Genomic DNA, 19,358 nt, shown 5'->3' on the forward strand with positions numbered 1-19,358 from the left:
GCCCAGGACACCCTCGGCGGCTTGACGCCCATCGAGTTCGAAGCCAAGCTAGCCGAGCCGCTCACACTCGCGGCCTAAACCGAACCTGTCACCAGTTCGTTTCTCATGCCCGGCAGTGCGGCTCGCGGCTACTGGTGTGCAACGCCAAGAGCAGTCAGGGCACGATCTACCCGTACTTCGTGTGCGCGAGTCGGCATGGAGGACGAGGCGACTGCACCCGGCAAGCGATGCTGATCGAGCAGGTCGAACGACTCATCGAGCGCTTCTACGCCAAGGTGCAGCTCGACCCGGAAACGATCGAGGCGCTCTCGGCGATGATTCACGCCCGGTTCGACGAGATGATGGCCGAAGGTGCCGCCGAACTCGCCGACCTCGCGTCCCGGAGAACCCAGCTCGAAGGTGAGCAGCAGAAGCTGCTCCAAGCCCACTACGCCGGAGCCATCCCACTCCACCTCCTCAAGAAGGAGCAGGACCGGATCACCGCCTCGTTGGAGACTATCGAACACAGGATCGGCGCGCACCACGGCCACTACGCGGCTGCGCGAGAGAACCTCGACGACCCCCTGAAACTGCTGTCCAACGCCGCCGACATTTACGAGCACGCCGACGACGCGAACCGTCGGCTCATCAATCAGGCGCTGTTCAAGACGATCTACATCGACGAGGACAACGACGTGCGCGTCGGCTACCGCAACCCGTACGACGGGCTGAGCCTTTCCGGCCTCCATGCCGACGCCCTGAGCTGGGCCGCCGAGGCAAAGAAGATGGGCCAGGCGCGAACCGCGACCAAGGGCGGACCCTTGGTCGCAAGTTCACACCTGACCCGTTTGGGGTGGCTAACGGGGCTTGAACCCGCGACCCCCGCGACCACAACGCGGTGCTCTACCAACTGAGCTATAGCCACCATGCGCCTGCCTCCAGGCAACCAGACGATTGTATTACACACCGGAGGCATACGACGACACGACGGCGGCCGCCGCGTCGCGTGCCTGGTCGCTGGAGGGCCCCGGCTCCGGAACGAAGACGGCCTGCCGGTAGTACGCCAGCTCACGAATCGACTCGAGGATGTCGGCCAGTGCCCGGTGGCCACCGTCCTTCGCCGGCGCGTTGAAGTACGCGCGCGGGTACCAGCGCCGAGACAGCTCTTTGATGCTGGAGACGTCGACGCTGCGGTAATGGAGCCAGCGGTCGACACGCGGCATGTACTTTGCAAGGAACATCCGGTCGGTGCCGATCGTGTTTCCCGCAAGCGGCGCCTTGCCCTCAGGAGCGAACCTCTGGATGTACGCAAGAGCTTCGAACTCCGCCTCGGCCAGGCTGATACCGTCCGGGATCTCGGCGAGGAGCCCGGAGGTCTCGTGCATACGCGTGACGAAATCGTTCATGTTCGCCAGCGCCGAGGCGTCAGGTTTGATCACCACCTGGAAGCCGGGGTCGAGGACGTTGAGCTCGAAGTCGGTGACCACGATCGCGATCTCGACGAGTTCGTCGACGTCGAGGTCGAGACCGGTCATCTCGCAATCGATCCAGACGAGACGATCGTTCTCCGCGGCATTCACCATGCGTTCATCCTAATGAGGGCCTGCGACCTCGGCGCCGACGCGTCACGATCAGCGACGGGCCGGCGACCACAGTACGCTGGGAGAGCGCCTCCGTAGCTCAGTGGAAGAGCGACGGCCTTCTAATCCGTTGGTCGCAGGTTCGAATCCTGCCGGGGGCACCGCATCGAGCCGCCCGTCACGAGTCCGCGCCTGCCAGCTCCGAGCGCACGAGTGCTGCTCCGGCGGACAGTGCGCTCAGTTTGCCGAATGCGACCTCCCGTGACAGCGGGGCCATCCCGCAGTTCGAACTCGGAATCAGCTTGTCGGCGTCGACGAACGGCAACGCCCGCCGCAGCACCGCCGCGACCTCTTCCGGGGTCTCGACGTGCGCGCTGGCCACGTCGAGGGCGCCGAGCATGACCTTCTTGCCGCGGATCAGTTCGATGAGCTCGATCGGCACATTCGAGTGCTGGCTCTCCAGCGAGACGATATCGATACGCGAGCGCTGCAGAAGAGGGAAGGACTCCTCGTACTGACGCCACTCGGATCCGAGTGTCGCCTTCCAGTCGGTGTTCGCCTTGATGCCGTACCCGTAGCAGATGTGCACCGCGGTCTCGACGCGCAGGCCCTCCGCGGCGCGTTCGAGCGCAGCGATTCCCCAGTCCTTCAACTCGTCGAAGAAGACGTTGAACGCCGGCTCGTCGAACTGGATGATGTCCACTCCGGCGGCTTCGAGTTCGCGAGCCTCCTCATTGAGGATCGTCGCGAACTCCCACGCGAGCTTTTCACGGCTGCCATAGTGCCGATCCGCCAACGTGTCGATCATCGTCATCGGTCCTGGCAGAGCCCATTTGATGGGCAGGTCGGTCTGCCCGCGCAAGAACGCGGCATCCTCGACGAAGACGGACGCGCGACGACCGACCGCGCCGACCACCGTCGGCACGCTGGCGTCGTAGCGGTTGCGGATGCGCACCGTCTCGCGGTTGTCGAAGTCGACGCCGTCGAGGTGCTCGATGAAGGTCGTGACGAAGTGCTGACGGGTCTGTTCGCCATCGGTGATGATGTCGACGCCGCGCCGCTGCTGCTCGTGCACCACGGCGCGCAGCGCGTCGCCTTTGCCATCGGCGAGCACGTCGCCGTGCAGCTGCCACGGCGACCAGAGCACCTCGGGCTCGGCGAGCCAGGCGGGCTTGGGGAGGCTGCCGACCGTCGTCACCGGCAGCAGAGGAGCCTGATGGACGGTGCCGTCGCCGGTCATGCGACGGGCTCCGCCACGCCGGCGATCCACTGTTCCAGGGTCTGGAGGTGGGGCTTCACGAAGTACTCCTCGGCGTAGCGGCCCTGGGTGACGGCCAGCTGGCTGCGCTCATCACGGTCGTAGTCGATCTCGGTGCGGACGAAGTCGACATGGTCCAGGGTGGGACGGTAGACCTCGCCGGCGGGGGTGAGTGCGTTGTACACCTCGGGACGATAGATCTTCTGGAACGTCTCCATCGTCGCGATCGTGCCGATCAGTTGCAGATCGGAGAAGTCGTTCAGCAGGTCGCCGCGGAAGTAGAACGCCAGTGGTGCGACGGAGCCGCGCGGCATGAAGTAGCGCACCTGCAGACCCATCCGGGCGAAGTAATCGTCGGTGAGAGAGAAGGCATCCTGAACGTACTCGATGCCGAGTACCGGGTGTACGAGGCCCGTGCGACGGTACGTTCGGCTGGTCGACACGCTGATGCAGATCACCGGCGAGCCCGCGAAGCGCTGGCGGTAGGCATCCGACGCCAAGAACCGTTGGAAGAGCTCACCGTGCAGGATGCCGAAATCCTCCGGAACGGTGAACGTCCCCGCGGCAGCTGTCGCTGCCGGCAGCACGACGCTGAAATCGTAGTCGCGCAGATATGAGGAGAAGTTGTTCCCGACGATGCCGCGGTGGCGTTCACCCGTGCAGTGATCGAGGATGCCGACGTCGAGAACCTCGATGATGGGGAAGCGCTCGGCCTCGGCCGTGTCGTCGAATTGCAGCTGCACCGTGACGATGTCGAGTTCGACCCGATAGCGCTCGGCGCCCTGATCGTCGCCGGCGGCGAGATCGTTGAACCGACGGTCGATCATCGCGAGCGCGTTGCGGAGGTTCTGGCGGCGCCCGGCTCCACGGGCCAGATTCGCGAAGTTCGTCGTCACACGCGAATGTGCGGCGGGTGCGTAGTCCTCGTCGAAACGAGTGGTCGTGATGCTGAAAGCGATGTCGTTCGCCATGCGAGGGCCAATCCTGGGCCGGGGCCGGTACGGCCGCGAATGATGCTGATCCGAGCATGCGGGACGAGCGCTGTCATCGAGTAATGCGCTCAAACTATGCACCCATATAGTCTGTGGCTATGTCTCGACCCCCGATGGGAATCACGCTGCAGCAGCTCCAGTACTTCATCGAGGTCGCTGCGGAGGGGTCGATCAGTGCGGCGGCCGACCTGCTGTTCGTGTCGCAGCCGACGATGTCCGCTGCGATGCGCGACCTCGAGAAGAAGATCGGACGCGACCTGCTGCTGCGATCCGCCCGCGGAGTGAGCCTGACCACCGACGGCATCGAGTTCCTCGGATACGCCCGCCAGGTCGTCGAGCAGGCTGCACTGCTCGAACAGCGCTACCTCGGTGCTGCCCCCTCGCGGCGCCTGCTGGGCGTCTCCACCCAGCACTACTCCTTCGCCGTCGACGCGTTCGTCCGCATGGTCAGAGCAACTGATGCCGCCGAGTACGAGTTCTCGCTGCGGGAGACGCGCACCTTCGACATCATCGAGGATGTGCGCACGCTGCGCAGCGAACTCGGCATCCTGTTTCGCAATGAGTTCAACCGCAACGTCATCGGAAAGCTCCTGCGCGACTCGGGGCTGGCATTTCACACGCTCTTCGTCGCTGCACCGCACGTCTTCGTCTCGCGCCGAAACCCGCTCTCGCTGCAGCGGAGCGTGAGTCTCGAAGACCTCTCATCGTTGCCTCGACTCACGTTCGATCAGGGTGCGAACAACTCGTTCTACTTCGCCGAAGAGATCCTGTCGACGCTGTCGAGCTCGCGCGAGATCCGCGTCTCGGATCGCGCCACGATCTTCAACCTGATGATCGGCTTGAACGGTTACACCATCTCGACGGGCATCATCAGCGACGACCTCGATCCCGAGATCGTGGCCGTTGCGCTCGACGTCGACGAGCAGATCGAGATCGGATGGATCGGGCGCACGGCGGTGCCGTTGACCGACCAGGCCCAGCGCTACCTCACCGAACTGCGCCAGGTGGTGGCCGGCTTCGGAGTGTCGCTCGTCGGATGACGGTGAGCCGACCCCTCGATAGTTCCGCCGCGAGCGCGTACCGTCGGCGGTGACGAGAGGAGTCATCATGACCTCGGCATCATCCACCTTGTGGGTCGCATACGGCACTGACGGCAACGTCGTCGGCACGGTGAGAAAGAGCGAGGAGGGCTACACGCCCACGGTCGCCGGCGCCACCGCGAGTGTCGGCACGTATCCGTCCATGGAGGTCGCGAAGAGCGCCCTCCACAGCCACCTTGCTCCCGGGTCCGACTGGCCGCAGTTCCGCCAGCACTAGGCGCTCTGCGGCGCAGCCCGCACCGCCACGGCGCGCGTCCCTGCGCGATCGGATCAGCCCACGCGCGGGGCGCCCGCCGCCGCGACCGGGTCTCGACCGGGGTCGACCTCGGCCGCGGCCCCGCGACGTGACACGTCGAGCAGTCGCAGAGCGACGTGGACCAGGGGACCGATGCCGGCTGCGAACAGCACCGTGCCGAGGCCCACGGTGCCGCCGAGGAGCCACCCGAACAGAAGCACGGTCGCCTCGATCGTGAGTCGACATGCCCACACCGGCCACCCGAGCCGGGAGTTCATGCCGGTCATGAGGCCATCGCGCGGCCCCGGCCCCAAACGCGCTCCGATGTAGATTCCCGAGGCCAGCGCGACCAGCGCCATCCCGCCGACGAACACGATCACTTGCGTCACGAATCCATTCATCGTCGGAAGCGCCAAGATCGTCAGCTGCATGCTGGTTCCGACGAGGAGGATGTTGGCAAGGGTGCCGATGCCCGGCCGTTGGCGCAGCGGAATCCACAGCAGCAGCACGAGCAGGCCGACGAGGTTCGTGATCCATCCGATGCCCACCCCCGTCTGCACCGACAGTCCCTGCGCGAAGACCGTCCAAGGATCCACGCCGATCTGGGCCTGCACCATGACGCCGCAACCAACGCCGTAGAGGATGAGACCGATGAGCAGGCGAGCAAGACGTGCAGTCATGCAGCAATCCAATCTCACAATTGGACATCTACTACCAGTCCAATTCGGATACCGTGGCCACCATGGACTCGAGGATCGGGGCACGGACGTTCGCCGGGATGCTGGGCGGGTGGCGCACGCGGGAGCCGGCGTATGAGGCCCTCGCCGACAGCATCCGCATCCTGTGCCTCGACAACCGCATCGCCGCGCACACCGCTCTTCCTGCCGAACGAGAACTCGCCGCTGCACTCTCGGTGAGCCGAACGACGGTCGCTGCGGCATATCGCAGCCTGCGCGACACCGGTCATATCGCAAGCCTTCGCGGATCGGGAAGCGTGACGACGGCGCGGCCGAGCCGTGACATCGGAGGCGCAGCGGCCACGACCGGCGCCATCGATTTGCAACAGGCCAGTCCCGCCGCGTGGCCGGGGCTCGCCGGCATCATCGCGGAGGCCGCGGCGGATGCCGCACGCATCGTCGCTCGGTCGGGCTATGACATCCGGGGCGCCATCGAACTCCGAGAAGCGATTGCAGACCGATACAGCGCACGCGGCATCCCGACCGACCCGAGCCAGATCGTCGTGACGACGGGTGCGCAGTCGGCGATCCACCTCCTGTCGACCGTTCTCGTCGGTCGTGGGGATCGGGTGGTCATCGAGACGCCGACGTACCCCCATGCGGCCGAGGCGATTCGTGCCGCCGGCGCGCGCCTGGTAGCTGTGCCGGTCACGATCGGCGGAGGCTGGGACCTCGATCGCGCGGCTCAAGTGTTCACACGAACGCAGCCACGGATGGCCTATCTGATGCCACGCTTCCAGAACCCGACGGGCCGCTCGATGACGGACGAGGAAGAGGCAGCCTTCGCACACGCTGCCCGCGCCTCGCGCGCCACTCTCGTCATCGACGAGACCACCGCCGATCTGACCATCGACGTTCCGGCCGCATCACCGGCGTTTGGCCACGATGCCGTGGTGCGCGTCGGCTCGCTCGGCAAGATCGTCTGGGGTGGTCTGCGCATCGGGTGGATCCGCGCGGACGGGGAACTCGTGCAGCGAATCGTCGCGGCGCGCCCCGCCAGGGAACTGGGCACACCGGATTTCGAGCAGGCGGTCGCCGCTCGTCTCTTCAGCCACCTGCCGGAGATTCTCACGCAGCGTTCTCTGCTGCTCAGATCGGGCCGAGACGCTCTCGTCGATGCGCTCACCCGCCGCCTGCCGGAGTGGAAGATCCCGCAGGTGCACGGCGGCGTGGCGCTCTGGGTGGAGCTGGATGCGCCTCTGAGCACGGGGCTCGTCCTCGCAGCCCGCGCCCATGGCGTTTCTCTCTCGTCCGGGTCGCGATTCGGGGTCGACGGGACGCACGACCGTCATCTCCGCCTGCCTTTCACGGCACCACCCGAGGAGCTCCGACGCGCCGTCGACACGCTCGCCGACGCGTGGCCCTCGGTGCGAGCCGCCGCCCCCGTGCACGGCGGCGAGATCCTCGACGCGGTGGTGTGACGAGCGCGGCTTGCTCGTCAGCGCAGATACGCCAGGCACTCGACCGCCTCGTCGAGCCTGCAGAACGAGCCCAGCTCGCGCATTCTGGCTCGGGCGAGTTCGAAGCGCTCCGCGTGAAAACGCGTCCCCTGCGCCGACTGCTCGCGCCGGACGTGTCCGATCACGACGCCGCGTCTGTCGATGACCCTCCACCGACGGTCGGACACCGCTCGCAAGGAACACCCGCGCACGGACCGAGGTAGGGCCGTTGCCGCACTGATCATGTCGCCACTCCCGTCACCGCCACTGACACCGCCACTTTCGAAGATACGTTCTCCCTCCGACATCGTCGGCACCCCCGGGCGCCGCCGTCGGACGACCGATCGACGCCTCCTCCCCATCTCTGCGCTTCGGCGCCGTCTCCACAATCTGCTCGCGCCTCGCGTCGACGCTCTGCGGCGAGAAGGACGCTGAGGGTGCCGCGGCGCACGAAGGATACGCCGGTCGCGGCGCCAGCCGGATCGTCCGGGCATCGAAGACAAGGAGAGTCATCATGAGCGATCGCATCACCGTCATCGGCAACGTCGCGTCCCAGCCCGAGCGTCGGGAACTGCCGGGCGGCATCCCCGCCATCAGTTTTCGACTCGCGAGCAGCGAACGACGCCTCGAGAACGGTCAGTGGGTCGACAGTCACACCAATTGGTACTGGGTTTCGGCATACAGGAAGCTGGCCGATCACGCCCTGGCATCGTTGGAGAAGGGGCAGCGGGTCATCGTCACCGGACGGTTCCACGTCAAGCAATGGGAGTCGGGAGGAAAGAGCGGATCCTCCGCCGAGATCGACGCCGAAGGACTCGGCCATGACCTCATGTTCGGCACCACGAGCTTCCAGAAGGGAACCACACCGTCGGCGTCCGCTACTGTGGCGCAAAGCACGGGGTGGGCCGTGCCCGGCGACGGCCCCTCCGACATTCCACAGAGCACGGAGGCTTCCAGCGACGCGGCCTCCTCACCCGAAGAACCGGATGTCGCCCTCGTCAGCGCCAGCGGGTGGGCCACAGCGGGCGAGGACACAACCCCGTTCTGACGCCGCCTAGACTCGTGACGTGCGAAACGTCGGTCAGCGTGCGGTCCCTTTCTCCCTCGCCGCATGCGTCGGCGTGGTCCTCATGCTCAGCGGCTGCACCACCGCAGCCCCCACCCCGACACCCACACTGTCGGTGTCCCTCACGCCCACGGCGACACCCACACCGACTCCGACGGGACCAGCGCTGATGCCGAACGGCTCTGCCGCCCAGAATCTGCCCTACTTCACGTCGATCGTCGACGCGGTGGCGTCCGGTCCACAGGCGGCGCAGGGGCGGGCATACATCGACGCGCTCACTGCGGGCGGCTTCGACAAGTCGGCCATGGAAGTCACGCAGGATCTGACGACGGTCGGAAATCAGGCCGACTCGGTCCAGTTCTCCGTCAAGTGGAAGGGCGAGTGCCTGGTCGGACAGGTCGGCCCGTCGGTACCCGGCCCGCAGGCGCGCGTGCTTCCGCTCGTGCCGGAGGGCACGTGCCTGGTCGGACAGACACGCCCGATCGACTGGTGACCAGCCGCCCGCACGCCGTGGAGGTCACCACGGCCGCGTAGACTTGGCCCGTTATGGCCGAATACATCTACTCCATGGTCCGTGCCCGCAAAGCAGTGGGCGAGAAGCTCATCCTCGACGACGTCACGATGGCGTTCCTCCCCGGGGCCAAGATCGGCATGGTCGGCCCCAACGGCGCCGGCAAGTCGACGATCCTGAAGATCATGGCCGGTCTGGACGCGCCGTCCAACGGTGAGGCCAAGCTGACGCCGGGCTTCACTGTCGGCATCCTGATGCAGGAGCCCGAGCTCGACGAGACCAAGACGGTCCTGGAGAACATCCAGGAGGGCGTGGCGATCAAGGCCAAGGTCGACCGCTTCAACGAGATCTCGGCGCTGATGGCCGACCCGGACGCAGATTTCGATGCCCTGCTGGCCGAGATGGGCGTGCTGCAGGAGGAGATCGACGCGGCCGACGGCTGGGACCTCGACTCGCAGCTCGAGCAGGCCATGGACGCGCTGCGCACCCCGCCCGCGGACGAGCCCGTGACCAAGCTCTCCGGAGGCGAGCGCCGCCGGGTGGCACTGGCGAAGCTGCTGCTGCAGAAGCCCGACCTGCTGCTGCTGGACGAGCCCACCAACCACCTGGACGCGGAGAGCGTTCTCTGGCTCGAACAGCACCTGCAGTCGTACAAGGGCGCGGTCATCGCCATCACCCACGACCGGTACTTCCTCGACAATGTCGCGGAGTGGATCGCCGAGGTCGACCGCGGCCGGCTCATCGGCTACGAGGGCAACTATTCGACCTATCTGGAGAAGAAGGCCGAGCGCCTCGACATCCAGGGCAAGAAGGACGCGAAGCTCGCCAAGCGCCTCAAGGACGAGCTCGACTGGGTCCGTTCCTCGGCGAAGGGGCGTCAGACGAAGTCGAAGGCTCGTCTCGCCCGATACGAAGAGATGGCGTCCGAGGCGGAGCGTACGCGCAAGCTCGATTTCGAAGAGATCCAGATCCCGGCAGGTCCCCGATTGGGCAGCGTCGTCATCGAAGCCAAGAAGCTCCAGAAGGGCTTCGGCGATCGCTCCCTCATCGACGGGCTGAGCTTCAGCCTGCCCCCGAACGGCATCGTGGGTGTCATCGGCCCCAACGGCGTCGGAAAGACGACGCTCTTCAAGACGATCGTGGGCCTCGAGCCGCTCGACGGCGGCGATCTCAAGGTCGGCGAGACGGTCAAGATCAGCTACGTCGACCAGAGCCGCGCCAACATCGACCCGAACAAGACGCTGTGGGAGGTCGTCTCGGACGGCCTCGACATCATCACGGTCGGCAAGACCGAGATCCCCTCGCGTGCCTATGTGTCGAAGTTCGGCTTCAAGGGCCCGGACCAGCAGAAGAAGGCGGGGGTGCTCTCCGGCGGTGAGCGCAACCGTCTCAACCTGGCACTCACCCTGAAGGAGGGCGGCAACCTGCTCCTGCTCGACGAGCCCACCAACGACCTCGATGTCGAGACGCTGAGCTCGCTCGAGAACGCCCTCCTGGAGTTCCCGGGCTGCGCGGTGGTGATCACCCACGACCGGTGGTTCCTCGACCGCATCGCGACCCACATCCTCGCCTACGAGGGCACCGACGAGCACCCCGACAAGTGGTACTGGTTCGAGGGCAACTTCGAGGCGTACGAGGCCAACAAGATCGAGCGCCTCGGCCCGGACGCGGCCAAGCCGCACCGCTCGACCCACCGCAAGCTCACCCGTGACTGAGCGACTGCACGTCCCCATCCACCTGCGATGGGGCGACCTCGACGCCTTCAACCACGTCAACAACGCGACGATGCTGAAGCTGCTCGAAGAAGCGCGCGTGCGGGTGTTCTGGACGCCGGTCTTCGGCGACGAAGCACCCGACACGGCGGTGATCGAGGCGGGTACGGATGCCGGTGTGCTGACGCTCATCGCTCATCAGGAGATCGAGTACCTCGCGCCGGTGCCGTACAGGCGCGAGCCGCTCGACATCCAGATGTGGTTCGGAAAGCTCGGAGGATCGAGTATCGAGGTCTGCTACGAGGTCTACAGCCCGCGCGGCGACGAGCGTCAGACGCTGTATGCGAAGGCATCCTCATCCGTCGTGCTCGTCGAAGCAGACACCTTCCGACCGGTGCGACTCACCGACACGATGCGTGACGCGTGGGCTCCCTACCTCGGTGACCCGGTGTCGTTCCGGCGGCGCTGACAGCCCGACGAGTCAGCCGGTGTCAGGGGACGCGGACCATGATCTCCTGCCCGACCGAAGCGACGAGTTCGCCCTCGCGCGTGAAGATCCGACCCGAAGAGAGCCCGCGCCCGGCGCGCGCGCTGGGCGAGTTCTGCACGTACAGCAGCCACTCGTCGACGCGCACGGGCCGGTGCCACCACATCGCGTGATCGAGGCTGGCGACCTTCAGCCCGGGCTGCGACCAGGCGATCCCATGACCGCGCAGCACCGGCTCCTGGATGGTCAGATCGCTCATATAGGCCAAGACGGCGCGATGCAGCGCGGGATCGCTCCCGATAGGCCGCTTCGCCCGCATCCAGACGTTCTGGGCGGGAACGTGCTCGCCATGCACCGCGTCGTAGATCGCTCCCTCGGCATGCACGACCTCGATCGGGTTGCGATCCAGAAGGCGCTGCGACAGCGGATGCCGCCGCGTCGTCTCCCATCGCGCGAGCGCCTCTTCGGGACCGAGGACGTCCTCCGGCATGCGGCTCTGGTGGTCCAACCCGGCATCCTCGTGTTCGAAGGAGGCGATCATCGAGAAGATCGGCACCCCGTCCTGGTAGACCTGCGTGCGGCGCGTGGAGAAGGAGCGGCCGTCGTGGATGCGATCGACCGACAGGGTGACTCCCCGCGTCGCGTCGCCGGGGCGCAGGAAGTACCCGTGCATCGAATGGGGCACGCGATCGTCGCCGGTCGTCCTGTCCGCGGCGATGATGGCCTGGGCCAGCACCTGGCCCCCGAAGATGCGGCCCGTCGGCATCGGGTGGGAGATCCCGGTGAAGATGTCCTCGGTCGTCCGGGCGTCACCGGAGGAGATATCCAGGACGTCCAGCATTTCGGCGACCGGATCGGTCTCGCCGCGCATCCCTGCTCCCACACGCTCTCCGTCCGTGATCCGTACCGCTTGATAGTTTAAGTCGGATGTCTGCACAGCTGTGGTTCCCCGACCCTTCGACGAGGTCGGACGTCCTCACTTTCGCCGACCGCGCTGCGAGACTCGGTGACGGCGCCGTGCGCCTGCGCGCCGCAGGGGGGACACTCGCGCTGACGTCGGCGCCGCTCGCACCCCAGAGCCTGCTGGAGTCCACCCCGACCGTGCTCGGGATGCGGTTCGTGCGCGTCGACCCCGAACTCGAGTGCGATCTCGTCGTGGATGCCGCGTCACTCACGATCGGCGACGACCCGCGCGCGGTTGTTCTCCCCGACTCCGCCGTCACGGCACCGTGGGCGGGAGTGTCTCCGCCGCGGGGCGGCTGGGTGGAGGAGAGCAGCATCGAGGCCGCCACACTCGCCTCGCGCGCGCAATGGGGCATCGCGGCCGTGGCCGAAGCGGTCCCCGAGGCCGCCGGTGAAGACGTGGTCCGGCTCGTGCGCGCCCAGGTGTGGGGGGAGGCCGACGGGGAGCTGGGCCAGCTGCCCCGTGGGGTGGCGTTCGCCGCCTTCGCTCTGGGCTTCATCGCCGGTGGCGAGACGGCCGCGGTTCGGCGCAGCGGCCCGTGGACGCGGATCACTCTGCAACGCGGGCACGTGCTGACACGGACGCGCGTGCACACGGGGCTGACGGAGGTTCGGGCGACGGGCGTCGCCTGAAACGTGATCTGACCCGCCCCGCGGCGATGGCACACTAACCGACTGCCGCCCGTCCCGCGATGCGACCGGAGAAGAGGCATCCGCCGACGAAGGTGCCCTCCAGAGCCCGGTAGCCGTGCACACCGCCGCCGCCGAAGCCCGCCGCCTCACCGGCGGCGAACAGCCCCGGGATCACGGAGCCCCGTTCGTCCAACGCCCGTGCCGACAGGTCTGTCTTGATGCCCCCGAGAGACTTCCGCGTGAGGACGTGGAGCTTGACGGCGATCAGCGGTCCGTTCGCCGGGTCGAGAATCCGGTGAGGTGCCGCGGTGCGGATGAGGCGGTCGCCGCGGAACGCGCGTGCGGATCTGAGCATCGCGATCTGCGCATCCTTCGTGAAGTCGTTGGCGATCTCGCGGTCGCGCGCCTCGATCTCGCGGCGCACGAGCTCCGGATCGAGCACCTCGCCACCGGGAAGAGCCCGCATGCCCTCGATCAACTCGTCCAACGACCTGCGGACGACGAAATCCGCTCCCCGGTCCATGAAGGCTTTGACGGGACCTGCGGCTCCCTTGCCGAGTCGCGAACGCAGCAGCAGACGCACGTCTTTCCCGGTGAGATCGGGATTCTGCTCGCTTCCGGAGAGCGTGAACTCCTTTTCGATGATCTTCTGCGACAGCACGAACCAGGAATGGTCATGTCCCGTGCGCCGCAGGTGCGCCAGTGTGCCGAGCGTGTCGAACCCGGGGTACAACGGCACCGGGAGGCGCGCACCCGTCGCCTCGAGCCACACCGACGACGGGCCCGGGAGAATCCGGATGCCGTGGTTCGGCCAGATCGGACTCCAGTTCTGGATGCCCTCGACGTAGTGCCACATGCGGTCCCCATTGATCAGGTGCGCCCCGGCCGCCCGCGCGACGGGCTGCATGGACCCGTCGACGTACGCGGGGACGCCCGTGATCATCCGCGTCGGCGGCGTGCCCAATCGCGCCGGCCACTGTGCGCGGACGAGATCGTGGTTGCCGCCAATGCCGCCGGAGGACACGATCGTCGCGGCCGCGAGGATCTCGAACGAGCCGACGACGTCCCGCGACGTCTGCTCTCCTCGCGCGGCCGCTGAGGGGGCGAGCACGTCGCCGTGCGCGCCCGTCACACCCCCCGCGTGGGTCCTCAGTGCCGTGACGCGGTGACGGGGGAGGATCGTGATGCGCCCGGTCGCTTCCGCGGCCTCCACGGACGCCTGGAACGGCGCGACCAGTCCTGGGCCCGTTCCCCAGGTGATGTGGAAGCGCGGCACAGAGTTTCCCGGGCCCGTCGCGTTGTATCCACCGCGCTCCGCCCACCCGACGACGGGGAAGAAGCCGACCCCCTTCTCCCTCAACCAGGCCCGCTTCTCTCCGCTCGCGAAGTCGAGGTAGGCCTCGGCCCACTGGCGCGGCCAATGATCATCGTCGCGGTCGAACTGCGCCGTGGCGAACCAGTCCTGACGGGCGAGCTCGAGGGAGTCGGAGATTCCGAGCCGTCGCTGCTCCGGAGAATCGACGAAGAACAGGCCGCCGAACGACCAGAACGCCTGGCCGCCGAGGTTGGCGCGTGGTTCCTGGTCGACGATGATCACGCGCCGCCCGGCGGCGGCCGCTTCCGTCGCGGCCACGAGCCCGGCAAGGCCCCACCCGATCACGAGCACGTCCGCCTCGTGATGCTGTGACTTTGCCATCGTCGACTCCTTCGTCGTGGTCCCGTGCCGGAGGGGGAGCGTCAGCTCGTCGGATCCGAGGGATGAAGCGGTAGCGAGGATGCCGTGGGGGTCCGTTCGGGACCGATCCCACGCGGCTCGAATGTGTTCACCATGGCATGCGCGGCGCGCTGGAGGTAGTCCCAGAGTGTGGCTTCGTGCAGCGGAGACAGCTCAAGCTCGTCGACGGCACGGCGCATGTGCGTCAACCATCGATCCCGCGCGTCCGGATTGACGTGGAAAGGCATGTGCCGCATGCGCAGACGTGGATGCCCGCGTCGTTCGCTGTACGTCGTCGGTCCGCCCCAGTACTGCTCGAGGAAGAGGGTGAGCCGCTCGGCGGCGGGGCCCAGGTCGTCCTCGGGATACATCGGTTTGAGCACGTCGTCGGCGGCCACGCCGCGGTAGAAGGCATCCACGAGCCGCACGAAGGTCTCGTGCCCGCCGACCTGCGCATAGAACGTCTCCGCGTCGTCGCTCACGAACTCTCCTCATCCGTCTTCTTCGGTGTCGTCGTCGAGCCGTCCGGGGACGTCGCGGCATCCGCCCCGCCGGAGGCCGTCGGCGCGGGGGCCGCCTTTCCGCCGCGCTTGGGCTTCCAGATGCCCTTGCCGTCCGCCGTCGCGACGGGTGTCGGCCGCGTGCGCGGCGGGTTGGCGCCGCGCACGCGCTGGGCGCCCTCGAGGCCGGCCAGCATGACCGTGTTCATCGACGGAAGGGTGACGCCCATTTCGTCCATCGCCCGCTTCAGACGCATCCTCAGTTCCCGGGCGACATCGTCCTTCGCGTTGGCACGCGTCTTCATGACGAGACGGATGACGAGCGCGTCCCCCGTGATCGACTCCAGGCCCCACACCTCGGGCTGCTCGATCACGCGGGTGCGCCACTTCGGATCCTTCGCGAGGTTCTTCGCCGTGGCGAGCATGGTCTTCTCGACCTGATCGATCTCGACGTCGACCGGCAGAGCGAGGTCGATGATCACACGAGACCATCCCTGGGACATGTTGCCGATGCGGGTGATCTCGCCGTTGCGTACGTACCAGAGTGTCCCGTTGACGTCCCGGACGTGCGTGATGCGGACGCTGACGTACTCCACGATGCCGGTGGCCAGACCCAGATCGACGACGTCGCCGATGCCGACCTGATCCTCGGCGACGATGAAGATGCCGTTGAGCACATCCTTGACGATGTTCTGCGCACCGAAGCCGAGGCCGGCGCCGATCGCCGCCGACAGCAGCGCGAAGGAGCCGAGCGCGCTGGGAGCGAGCACGTTGAAGGTCAGCAGGATGGCGATGGTGACGATCGCGACGTTGACGATGTTCTGCAGGATCGACCCGAGCGTGCGGGTGCGCTGCACGAGCCGCATGGCGGCCAGCGGTGAGCGCTCCAACGCCTGCGTGTCATCGACGTTCGCCTTGCTCTTGGCGCCGGAGACGATCCGGTTGACGATCCTCCGGATGACCAGGCGCAGCACCCACGAGACGATGAACGCACCGACGATGATGCCCGCGATCGTGAGGAGGTTCACCCCGGCCTCGCCCAGCCAGGTGAGGATCGCCGTCCACACCCCGGGGTCGATCACGGGGGCCGTCGCTCCGCCGCCGGAGTCAGAGAAGTACCGCATCTCCTCAATCCTAACGAGGCCGGCTCTGCCCGTTCTGGGAACCCGCGGGGGAGTCGTCGGCCCACCCACCCCAATGGGCGATGATGACGGCCTGAATGCGATCTCGCGCACCCAGCTTGGCGAGCACGCGACCGACGTGGGTCTTCACGGTCCTCTCGCTGAGAAACAGCTCGCGCGCGATCTCGGCGTTCGTCAGCCCGCGCGCCAGCGCGAAGAACACGTCCTTCTCCCGAGGCGTGAGCTCGCCCACCCGCGCCTCGATGGCCGACCTCTCGGCATCGTCCACGGAGTGCGACGCGGGCGCCCGGACGGCGCGCCGACGCAGCACTTCACGGGTCACCCGCGGCGCCAGCACGGCATCGCCGGCTGCCACGGCGCGAATGGCCGTCACCAGCGCGCTGCGCTCGACGTCCTTCAGCAGGAAGCCGCTGGCCCCGGCATCCAGAGCGCCGAAAGCGTACTCGTCGAGGTCGAACGTCGTGAGCACCAGCACCCGCGTCTCCGGCGCCTCGGCGACGACGCGCGCCGTCGCCGCCACACCGTCCAGGCGGGGCATGCGCACGTCCATGAGCACCACGTCCGGCCGGAGGGCGATGCACAGGGCGACGGCGTCGGCGCCGTCGGCGGCTTCGCCCACCACCGTGATGTCGTGCTCCGCGTCGAGCACCAGCCCGAACCCGAGCCGGATGAGCTGCCGTCGTCGGCGATGACGACACGAATCGGGTCGGGCCCGTCGCCGCACGGGCGCGCGCCGCATCCTCCGTGGCCGTGGCGCCCTCGGCCAACGCGACCATCACCGTGAGCGAGTGCGCCACGACATCGTGCATCTCGCGAGCGATGCGCGCACGCTCGGCAGCGGCGGCGTGCTCCGCGTGCTGCGAGCGTTCGGCCCACAGCTGACCGGAAGTCTCCATCAGCGCCTCGACGTAACGGGCGCGGTTGCCGATGTTCACGCCCACGAGGCACCCGAGCAGGAGGCCCACCGCAAGAGCGGCGCACCCGTTGACCGCCGTCGACCACGGCAACGCCCCGAGCAGGACGGCGGTGCCCGCGGCCATCGCCGCCCCACCGACGACGATTCCCGACGCGATCCACGCGGCCGAGGACCCCGCGTACACGGCGACGGCGTAGACGGCGACGGCCGTCGTAGCCGCCCCCACACCCGCACCGGATGACACGGCGAGAACGACGCCCACCGCCGCGAGCGAAAACGGCACCAGTGGGAGACGGCGACGCCAGAGCATCGCCACGCACGCGAGGGTGAGCACGACGACGACGGGACGCACCCCCGTCCACAGCCGCGCGTCGCCGGCGAAATCGTCCCGTCCTGGGGCGGGAAACGTCACCAGGGCGGTGAGAAGAGCGACGATGACGTCGGTCAGGCGAGGATGGCGCGCCCAGAAGCGGCGGATCACGCCGGGTGGACGCGGAAGCCGCAGCTCGCTGGACCCCGTGTCCAGCGAGCTGCGGCTCTCAGCGGTCATCTCCTCCAGCTCAGGCGTCCCGACCGCGCAGGCTCGCCCAGGCTCCGAGAAGCAGCGCGGCAGGCCATGCCGCGAGGGTCGCCACGCCTCGCAGCACGTCCTCGCCACCGGCGGTGGTCGCGGACTGCGCCCCCGACACGGGCAGATAGGCGCTGGCATCCACGATCCACTTCCAGCCCTCGCCGGCGAAGGAGAACATGCTGAGGACGATCGGCAGGACGAACAGCACGCCCACGGTCGCCGCGATCGCGCCGGCACCGTTGCGCACGATGAAGCCGAAGCCGAGACCGATCAGGGCGAACATCGCCAGGGCGAACACACCCGCCAGCAGCGGGAACCAGGACAGCGTGGGATCCGACCAGTCGATCGCCGTCTTGAGGATCGGTGCCGTCGTCAGCACGGCGATCGCGTAGGTCACCGCGGTCGTCAGGGCCAGGACGACCGCCACGACGAGGGCCTTCGCGACCAGCACGGCGCCACGACGCGGCTCTGCCGTCAGAGTCGAGCGGATCATCCCCGTGGAGTACTCCCCGGTGATGGCGATCGCTCCCAGGATGCCGGCGACGAGCATCGTGAACTGCATCGGCATGACGATGACCATCACCGGCGCGAACCCCGCGTCGAAGTCACGCAATGCGGAGGCCATCAACAGCGAGATGCCGACGGACAGAGCGACGGTGATCGCGAGCGACCACCAGGTCGAGCGCAGCGACAGCAGTTTGAGCCACTCGCTGCGAACGACGCGGGCGAACGTGAGGTGGTAGGGCGAGGCCGCGGCACGTGTCTGCGCAGCGGACGATGCCGTCGGGACGGTCGCGGTGCTCATGCGATCTCCTTCGTCTTGTACTGGACGGCGCCTTCGGTGAGCGCCATGTAGGCCTCTTCAAGCGAACCGGTTCGTGGTGTGAGCTCGTGCAGGGGGATGCCGCGCTCAGCGGCGAGATCGCCGATCGCGCGAGCGCTGACGCCCGCGACGAGCAGGCCTCCGTCGCCGGCATCGGTCACCGTGACGTCTGGCGAGCCGAGCGCTCCGGCGAGATCGGATGCGCGCGGGGTGCGGACGAGCACCTCATTGCGCGTCCATGCCCGCACCAAATCGGGAAGGGGCGCGTCGGCGATCACGCGTCCGCGACCGAGGACGATCACGTGGTCGGCGGTCTGCGACATCTCACTCATCAGGTGGCTCGACAACAGCACGGTGCGGCCTTCTCCCGCCAGATGACGCACGAGCTGACGCACCCACCGCACGCCTTCGGGGTCGAGGCCGTTGACCGGCTCGTCGAGAATCAGCGTCTGCGGGTCGCCGAGAAGCGCCGCCGCGATGCCGAGTCGCTGCCCCATGCCGAGGGAGAACTTCCCTGCGCGCGTGCCCGCGACAGCCTCGAGACCGGTGAGGGCGATGACCTCGTCGACGCGCGTGTTCGCGATGCCGTGGGTCGCCGCCATGGCACGCAGGTGCCCACGGGCCGAACGCCCCGTGTGCACGGCTTTCGCATCGAGCAGCACGCCGACCTCCGTGAGCGGTGAACGACTCTGCGTGTACCGGTGCCCACCGACGCTCACGCGGCCCGCCGACGGGGCGTCGAGCCCGACGATCATGCGCATGGTCGTCGACTTTCCGGCGCCATTGGGGCCGAGAAAGCCGGTCACCTGCCCGGGTCGCACCGTGAACGAGACGTCGTCGACGGCGGTGGTGCTTCCGTATCTCTTCGTGAGGTTCTCCGCAACAATCATGCTTCGACGCTACGGCGACCCAGGTCGGCACCACATCCTGCGAGAGGATGAGATCAGCCGCGCACCCTCGTCCGGACGAAGGATGCGCGGCTGAGCGTGGCGGGACGCGG

At 67.6% G+C, this 19,358-nt stretch carries 20 protein-coding genes, 2 tRNA genes and 2 pseudogenes; 10 read left to right on the forward strand and 14 right to left on the reverse strand.

Annotated features, from left to right (window positions below):
- Window positions 1–828 precede the first annotated feature (828 nt).
- Both ABS64_RS10030 and orn read right to left on the reverse strand, forming a co-directional pair.
- Window positions 829–904, reverse strand: a tRNA-His gene (locus ABS64_RS10030).
- Window positions 905–938: 34 nt separating this feature from the next.
- Complete coding sequence (orn, locus tag ABS64_RS10035; protein ID WP_292683354.1) at window positions 939–1,562, reverse strand: oligoribonuclease; 624 nt, start codon at window positions 1,560–1,562, stop codon at window positions 939–941.
- Between the two features lie 86 nt (window positions 1,563–1,648).
- Between orn and ABS64_RS10040 the strand changes: the two genes are divergently transcribed.
- Window positions 1,649–1,720, forward strand: a tRNA-Arg gene (locus tag ABS64_RS10040).
- Between the two features lie 17 nt (window positions 1,721–1,737).
- Here the strand turns inward: ABS64_RS10040 and ABS64_RS10045 are convergent.
- Both ABS64_RS10045 and ABS64_RS10050 read right to left on the reverse strand, forming a co-directional pair.
- Entirely contained in the window at window positions 1,738–2,799 is a 1,062-nt protein-coding gene (locus ABS64_RS10045; protein WP_292683356.1) for a methionine synthase, read from the reverse strand.
- Window positions 2,796–3,788: a putative oxygenase MesX gene (locus ABS64_RS10050; RefSeq protein WP_292683358.1), complete on the reverse strand. Its 993-nt coding sequence runs from the start codon at window positions 3,786–3,788 to the stop codon at window positions 2,796–2,798. The genes ABS64_RS10045 and ABS64_RS10050 overlap by 4 nt, the downstream gene beginning before the upstream one ends.
- Window positions 3,789–3,907: 119 nt before the next feature.
- Between ABS64_RS10050 and ABS64_RS10055 the strand changes: the two genes are divergently transcribed.
- Together ABS64_RS10055 and ABS64_RS10060 are read left to right on the forward strand one after the other, a co-directional pair.
- A complete protein-coding gene (locus ABS64_RS10055) occupies window positions 3,908–4,849 on the forward strand; it encodes a LysR family transcriptional regulator (RefSeq protein ID WP_292683360.1) in 942 nt (313 codons plus the stop codon).
- A gap of 67 nt (window positions 4,850–4,916) precedes the next feature.
- On the forward strand, window positions 4,917–5,126 hold the full coding sequence (locus ABS64_RS10060; protein WP_036285410.1) for a hypothetical protein: 210 nt from the start codon (window positions 4,917–4,919) through the stop codon (window positions 5,124–5,126).
- A 53-nt stretch (window positions 5,127–5,179) separates the two neighbouring features.
- Here ABS64_RS10060 and ABS64_RS10065 read toward each other — a convergent pair whose 3' ends face one another.
- The gene (locus tag ABS64_RS10065) at window positions 5,180–5,824 is read right to left on the reverse strand and encodes a hypothetical protein (protein ID WP_292683362.1); all 645 of its coding nucleotides are present in this window, start codon (window positions 5,822–5,824) and stop codon (window positions 5,180–5,182) included.
- A 62-nt stretch (window positions 5,825–5,886) separates the two neighbouring features.
- Here ABS64_RS10065 and ABS64_RS10070 point away from each other — a divergent pair, with 62 nt between their 5' ends.
- Entirely contained in the window at window positions 5,887–7,302 is a 1,416-nt protein-coding gene (locus ABS64_RS10070; RefSeq protein ID WP_292683364.1) for a PLP-dependent aminotransferase family protein, read from the forward strand.
- Between the two features lie 17 nt (window positions 7,303–7,319).
- Here the strand turns inward: ABS64_RS10070 and ABS64_RS10075 are convergent, their stop codons facing one another.
- Entirely contained in the window at window positions 7,320–7,466 is a 147-nt protein-coding gene (locus tag ABS64_RS10075) for a hypothetical protein (RefSeq protein WP_231477064.1), read from the reverse strand.
- 368 nt (window positions 7,467–7,834) lie between these two features.
- Between ABS64_RS10075 and ABS64_RS10080 the strand changes: the two genes are divergently transcribed.
- The 4 genes from ABS64_RS10080 to ABS64_RS10095 are packed head-to-tail and all read left to right on the forward strand — an operon-like array spanning window position 7,835 to window position 11,078.
- Entirely contained in the window at window positions 7,835–8,368 is a 534-nt protein-coding gene (locus tag ABS64_RS10080) for a single-stranded DNA-binding protein (RefSeq protein WP_292683366.1), read from the forward strand.
- A gap of 19 nt (window positions 8,369–8,387) precedes the next feature.
- Window positions 8,388–8,879, forward strand: a complete 492-nt coding sequence (locus ABS64_RS10085; protein ID WP_292683368.1) for a hypothetical protein — start codon at window positions 8,388–8,390, stop codon at window positions 8,877–8,879.
- A 53-nt stretch (window positions 8,880–8,932) separates the two neighbouring features.
- Window positions 8,933–10,612 carry an energy-dependent translational throttle protein EttA gene (ettA, locus tag ABS64_RS10090; protein ID WP_292683370.1) on the forward strand — a complete coding sequence of 560 codons (1,680 nt, stop codon included), beginning with the start codon at window positions 8,933–8,935 and terminating at the stop codon, window positions 10,610–10,612.
- A complete protein-coding gene (locus tag ABS64_RS10095) occupies window positions 10,605–11,078 on the forward strand; it encodes a thioesterase family protein (protein ID WP_005050305.1) in 474 nt (157 codons plus the stop codon). Before ettA ends, ABS64_RS10095 begins: the two co-directional genes overlap by 8 nt.
- 22 nt (window positions 11,079–11,100) lie before the next feature.
- On the opposite strand, the gene ABS64_RS10100 is transcribed toward ABS64_RS10095, so the two are convergent.
- Window positions 11,101–11,967: an acyl-CoA thioesterase II gene (locus ABS64_RS10100; protein ID WP_005050306.1), complete on the reverse strand. Its 867-nt coding sequence runs from the start codon at window positions 11,965–11,967 to the stop codon at window positions 11,101–11,103.
- A 56-nt stretch (window positions 11,968–12,023) separates the two neighbouring features.
- On the opposite strand from ABS64_RS10100, the gene ABS64_RS10105 reads away from it, so the two are divergent.
- Window positions 12,024–12,692 (forward strand): hypothetical protein, encoded by a 669-nt coding sequence (locus ABS64_RS10105; protein ID WP_061683239.1) that lies wholly within the window; start codon window positions 12,024–12,026, stop codon window positions 12,690–12,692.
- Window positions 12,693–12,726: 34 nt separating this feature from the next.
- Here ABS64_RS10105 and ABS64_RS10110 read toward each other — a convergent pair whose 3' ends face one another.
- The 5 genes and pseudogenes from ABS64_RS10110 to ABS64_RS14700 all read right to left on the reverse strand — a co-directional run.
- Entirely contained in the window at window positions 12,727–14,388 is a 1,662-nt protein-coding gene (locus tag ABS64_RS10110) for an FAD-binding dehydrogenase (RefSeq protein WP_292683374.1), read from the reverse strand.
- 41 nt (window positions 14,389–14,429) lie between these two features.
- Window positions 14,430–14,888 carry a globin gene (locus ABS64_RS10115; RefSeq protein ID WP_036285439.1) on the reverse strand — a complete coding sequence of 153 codons (459 nt, stop codon included), beginning with the start codon at window positions 14,886–14,888 and terminating at the stop codon, window positions 14,430–14,432.
- Window positions 14,885–16,030 carry a mechanosensitive ion channel family protein gene (locus tag ABS64_RS10120; protein ID WP_036285441.1) on the reverse strand — a complete coding sequence of 382 codons (1,146 nt, stop codon included), beginning with the start codon at window positions 16,028–16,030 and terminating at the stop codon, window positions 14,885–14,887. Before ABS64_RS10120 ends, ABS64_RS10115 begins: the two co-directional genes overlap by 4 nt.
- 10 nt (window positions 16,031–16,040) lie before the next feature.
- Window positions 16,041–16,750: pseudogene (locus ABS64_RS10125) on the reverse strand (response regulator transcription factor).
- Between the two features lie 29 nt (window positions 16,751–16,779).
- Window positions 16,780–17,088, reverse strand: a pseudogene (locus tag ABS64_RS14700) (histidine kinase); the annotation flags it as partial.
- Between ABS64_RS14700 and ABS64_RS10130 the strand changes: the two are divergent.
- Window positions 17,033–17,161, forward strand: a complete 129-nt coding sequence (locus ABS64_RS10130; RefSeq protein WP_292683377.1) for a hypothetical protein — start codon at window positions 17,033–17,035, stop codon at window positions 17,159–17,161. The pseudogene ABS64_RS14700 and the gene ABS64_RS10130 sit on opposite strands and share 56 nt — an antisense overlap.
- A 363-nt stretch (window positions 17,162–17,524) precedes the next feature.
- On the opposite strand, the gene ABS64_RS10135 is transcribed toward ABS64_RS10130, so the two are convergent.
- Complete coding sequence (locus ABS64_RS10135) at window positions 17,525–18,340, reverse strand: ABC transporter permease subunit (RefSeq protein WP_292683379.1); 816 nt, start codon at window positions 18,338–18,340, stop codon at window positions 17,525–17,527.
- On the reverse strand, window positions 18,337–19,248 hold the full coding sequence (locus ABS64_RS10140; RefSeq protein ID WP_292683380.1) for an ATP-binding cassette domain-containing protein: 912 nt from the start codon (window positions 19,246–19,248) through the stop codon (window positions 18,337–18,339). Before ABS64_RS10140 ends, ABS64_RS10135 begins: the two co-directional genes overlap by 4 nt.
- Window positions 19,249–19,358 lie beyond the last annotated feature (110 nt).

The organism is Microbacterium sp. SCN 69-37 (genome assembly GCF_001724435.1).
In the GTDB taxonomy this organism is placed as follows: domain Bacteria; phylum Actinomycetota; class Actinomycetes; order Actinomycetales; family Microbacteriaceae; genus Microbacterium; species Microbacterium laevaniformans.